Raw genomic sequence first — 4079 nt, 5'->3', positions numbered from 1 at the left:
AGCCGATTCCGCCGGCACCCACGATGCCGACTACCGCTGAAGCGCGCAGATTGCTGTCGAGCTGATAGATGCTCAGCCCGATCTGGCGCGGCATGATCTGCGGAAAAACCGCGTAGATCAGCGTCGGGAAATAGCCGGCACCCACCGCGCGCATGGCCTCCACCTGGCCCCAGTCGATCTCTTCGATGCGTTCGGCCAGCATCTTGGCGACGAAGCCGATGGAATAGACGATCAGGGTGAGCACGCCGGCGAATGGGCCGAAGCCGACGGCCTTCACGAAGATGATCGCCACGATGACAGGATGGAAACTGCGCGCCACGATGATCAGGCCGCGTCCGAGAAGGTAAATCGGTCGTGGCGCGAGATTCTTGGCCGCCATGAAGGCGATCGGGATCGAAAGCAGAACGCCGCCCACGGTCGCCAGAATGGCGATCTTCAGACTCTCCAGGAACCCGTCGATCAGAAGCCCGCTGCGCGCGAAACTCGGTGGAAACGCTCCGTTGAAGATACGTGCGGCGCGCGACATGCCTTGGGCGACGCGGTTCCAGTCGATGGGCAGCATGATAAGCGCCCAGCCGATATAGATCGCCACCGCTGCCAGGAGCGCGTAGCGCAGCACGGGGTTGGCGATCATTGGCGGTTTGCGCCATGTTTCCGGCAGGGAGGTGGACGTCGTACTCATGCCTTTTGGGCCCTCAGCGGGGTGACGTTGTCCATCTCTCCGCGCTCTTCGGCGGGCACGCCGGCATAGATTTCGTCCATGGCGGCCTTATCGAGCGCATCCGGTTCCGCGTCGAAGATGATGCGGCCGTAGCGCATGCCGACGATGCGGTCGGTATACTGCTTGGCTTCTGCCACATTGTGGATGTTGATGAGCACAGGCAACGAGAACTCGCGCGAGAGCGCCCGCAACAGGTCCATGATCTGTTCGGAGGTTTTCGGGTCGAGCGAGGCGGTGGGCTCGTCGGCCAGAAGGATCTCCGGTTCCTGCATCAGCGCTCGAACCACGCCGACGCGCTGGCGCTCGCCACCTGAAAGTTCGTCTGCGCGTTTGTTCGCGTAATGGGCGATGCCCACACGTTCCATGAGTTCATAGGCGCGGCGGATATCTTCCTTGGGATAGCGCCGCAGGGCGGCCCGCCATAAGGGCAAATAGCCGAGCCTGCCCGATTGCACGTTTTCCATGACCGTCAGCCGGTCGACCAGATTGAATCCTTGGAAGATCATACCGATGCGCCGCCGCGCCGCGCGCAGCTTTGCGCCCTTGAGGTCCGTCAGCGTCAATCCGTTCAGTTCGATCGTGCCCGAGCTCGGCTCCACGAGCCGGTTGATGCAGCGCAGCAGAGTGCTCTTGCCCGCGCCGGAAGCGCCGATGATGGACACGACGCTTTCGCCCGGCACCTCCAGGTCCAGCTCCTTCAGAACCGGCGCGCCATTGCCATAGCGCTTCACCAGCTGCGAGATCTTCAGCATGCATCAACTCCGAAAAATAAATGAGCGATCGGAAAAATCGGGCGCGAGACCAAGCCCCGCATCTCGCGCCCGCAGGAGGATCACTCTTTCGCCAGACCCTGCGGCGTGTATTCCACGCCGTTCGCCTTCTGGATCTCGCGGATCACGGCCCAGTCCTTCTGGTAGGTGACGGGCACGAATTTGCTCACGCCGGAGAATTCTTCGCCAAGCGCCGTCCCGGCAAAGTCGAACGAGAAGAAGGCTTCCTTGATCTTTTCCACCAGTGCCGGATCGAGATCGTGCGCAAAGGTGTAGGAGGTGGTTGGGAACGGATCGGACTCCCAGACGATCTTCACCTCTTCCGGATCGTAGAGATCGCGCTCGGCCATGCGATCCACGACTTCCGATGCCACCGGTGCGGCATCGTAGTCGCCGGCCACCACGCCCAGCATGGACTGATCGTGAGAGCCCGAATAAACGACCTCGTAATCCTGTTCGGGCGTCACGCCGAGGCCCGGGAAGAGCGCCCGCGGCGCGAGATTGCCTGAGTTGGAGGTCGGTGAAGTGTGTGCGATGCGCTTGCCTTTAAGGTCGCCCATCTCGTTGATGCCGGAATCTTTCCGGGTATAAACCTGCAGCGTATAGCCGAAGCGACCGTCTTCAGAGCCCATTATCGCAAAGGGGACTGCACCGGCGAGGTTTACCGCAAATGGCGTCGGGCCGGTCGAGAAACCGGCGATGTGCAGGCGTCCGCTACGCATCGCTTCGACTTCGGCGGAATTCGATTGCACGGCGAAGAACTGGACGTCCTTGCCCGTCACCTCTTCCAGATGCGCGATGAAGGGTTCCCAGATATCTTCATAGATCGCCGGGTCTTCAACCGGCGTATAGGCGAAGACCAGCGTGTCGGGATTGGCAAGCTTCGAAGAATCGCTCGGCGCGTCCGCGACGAGGTCCTCGTCGGCATCGCAGTACATCGCATCCAGTTGGCCACGATTGGCGCAATCCTGTGCCTGGGTGGCGGTTGCAGCCAGCAACGCGGAAATGCCGAAAAGTGCCGCTGCGGCGCTTCCGGCAAAAGGTAAATCGTTCATGATGTTTCTCCTCCACTGCGGACGTGTCGCCCGCTTCTCCCAAAAGGACACGCATCGCGATCCCATTTGCGGAAAGCGTATCGAATTTTTGTGGTAGTTTGCAACATTCAAATGCAGAAAATTTGGAATACCCTCGAAAATTCGAAAAAATAGAGCTAAAAGCGTGGCACAACGCTCTATGATGGGAGAGGCATGTGGTGGGTGAAATGTCGGCCGGACGTCAGGTCACGAGGGTACCAATACCACGGCCCTTCAGCGAAATCGGTGCGGAACGGCTAGCTGCCATCGATTTCGTTCTGACGGATATCGACGACACATTGACGACCGACGGTCGCCTCCCGGCCCGGGCGTATGAGGCTCTTGAACGTCTCGATCAGGCGGGCATCACCGTGGTTCCTGTTACCGGCCGTCCCGCGGGCTGGTGCGATCTCATTGCCAGGCTCTGGCCTGTCGACGCCGTGGTGGGAGAAAACGGAGCCTTTTATTTTGCCTGCTCTTCGCGAGGCGGAATGGTTCGCGAATTCGCTCAATCGGCCGAAGAACGCCGCGAGGGGAGGCATCGCCTCGATGGGCTGGCCGATACCATTCTTGCATCCGTACCTGGTGCCCGTCTCTCCGCCGACCAGACGTTTCGCGAAGCGGACCTCGCCATCGACTTCGCCGAAGACGGCCCGCGCCTCCACGATATGGCGATTGCTCGCATCGTTACCTGCTTTGAAGAGGCAGGCGCTGTCGCAAAAGTGTCATCCATTCATGTCAATGGATGGTTCGGTCACTACGACAAGCTGGCGATGACACGTCGCCTGTTTTCCAAGCGATACGGCCTCGATCTTGATAGCGCGAGCGGGGGGGTGATCTTCGTCGGCGATTCCCCCAACGATGCGCCCATGTTCGGCTTTTTCGAGAACAGCGTTGGCGTTGCCAATTTCGCCGATTTCCAGGATGGCGCGATTGCGCCGCCCAAATGGATCACCTGCCGGCCGGGCGGGGCGGGGTTTGCCGAGGTGGCGGATGCCATTCTTCAGGCCAGGGAGGATTGATGACGCGTCTCAGGAAAACCGCACGACGTGAGCAGATCGTTCTGGAACTGCAGCACCATCCCCATGTGCGCACATCCGAGCTGGCGACTCGGTTCGGTGTGTCCACGGAGACGGTTCGTCGGGATGTTGAAGCGCTCAGCCGGGAAGGGCTGATACGCCGCGCCTATGGGGGCGCCTCTGCCGCACCCATGGGATCGCAACCGCCATTTGGCGAACGCGATCAGGCGCGCATCGAAGAGCGTGCACAGATCGCCGAACGCGCTGCGGCGCTTGTGCGGCCGGGCGAGGTTCTCATGATTGACGCCGGCTCGACCACCCATCAGTTCGCGCTTAACCTCGCTGTCATGGCGCGCGACCTGACGGTGTTAACAAACAGCGTCGCCGTGGCCTCCGCGCTGGCCCAGAACGAGACCATTCAAGTGGTCATCTGTCCGGGTGATTTCATGGCCCGCGAAGTGGGCATCTATGGTGCCGAGACCATCGATTTCATCGC

General features: G+C 60.8%; 5 protein-coding genes. 2 read left to right on the top strand and 3 right to left on the bottom strand.

Annotated features, from left to right (window positions below):
* From phnE to phnD, 3 genes are all read right to left on the bottom strand, one after another.
* On the bottom strand, positions 1-682 hold a 682-nt coding region (gene phnE, locus QZ638_RS22675; protein WP_295814895.1), incomplete at its 3' end, for a phosphonate ABC transporter, permease protein PhnE.
* Entirely contained in the window at positions 679-1473 is a 795-nt protein-coding gene (gene phnC, locus QZ638_RS22670) for a phosphonate ABC transporter ATP-binding protein (protein WP_295814892.1), read from the bottom strand. The genes phnC and phnE, both read right to left, overlap by 4 nt.
* A gap of 80 nt (positions 1474-1553) precedes the next feature.
* Positions 1554-2546 carry a phosphate/phosphite/phosphonate ABC transporter substrate-binding protein gene (phnD, locus tag QZ638_RS22665; protein ID WP_295814889.1) on the bottom strand — a complete coding sequence of 331 codons (993 nt, stop codon included), beginning with the start codon at positions 2544-2546 and terminating at the stop codon, positions 1554-1556.
* A gap of 206 nt (positions 2547-2752) precedes the next feature.
* Here phnD and QZ638_RS22660 point away from each other — a divergent pair, with 206 nt between their 5' ends.
* Both QZ638_RS22660 and QZ638_RS22655 read left to right on the top strand, forming a co-directional pair.
* Positions 2753-3586 carry an HAD-IIB family hydrolase gene (locus QZ638_RS22660; RefSeq protein WP_295814899.1) on the top strand — a complete coding sequence of 278 codons (834 nt, stop codon included), beginning with the start codon at positions 2753-2755 and terminating at the stop codon, positions 3584-3586.
* Positions 3586-4079, top strand: a 494-nt coding sequence (locus QZ638_RS22655; protein ID WP_295814886.1) for a DeoR/GlpR family DNA-binding transcription regulator, incomplete at its 3' end; no start/stop codon positions are given. The genes QZ638_RS22660 and QZ638_RS22655, both read left to right, overlap by 1 nt.

This window comes from uncultured Nitratireductor sp. (assembly GCF_913053745.1).
Classification (GTDB): Bacteria; Pseudomonadota; Alphaproteobacteria; order Rhizobiales; family Rhizobiaceae; genus Nitratireductor.
Note: the sequence above shows the minus strand (reverse complement) of the source record. Positions and strands in the feature narration are given on the sequence as shown.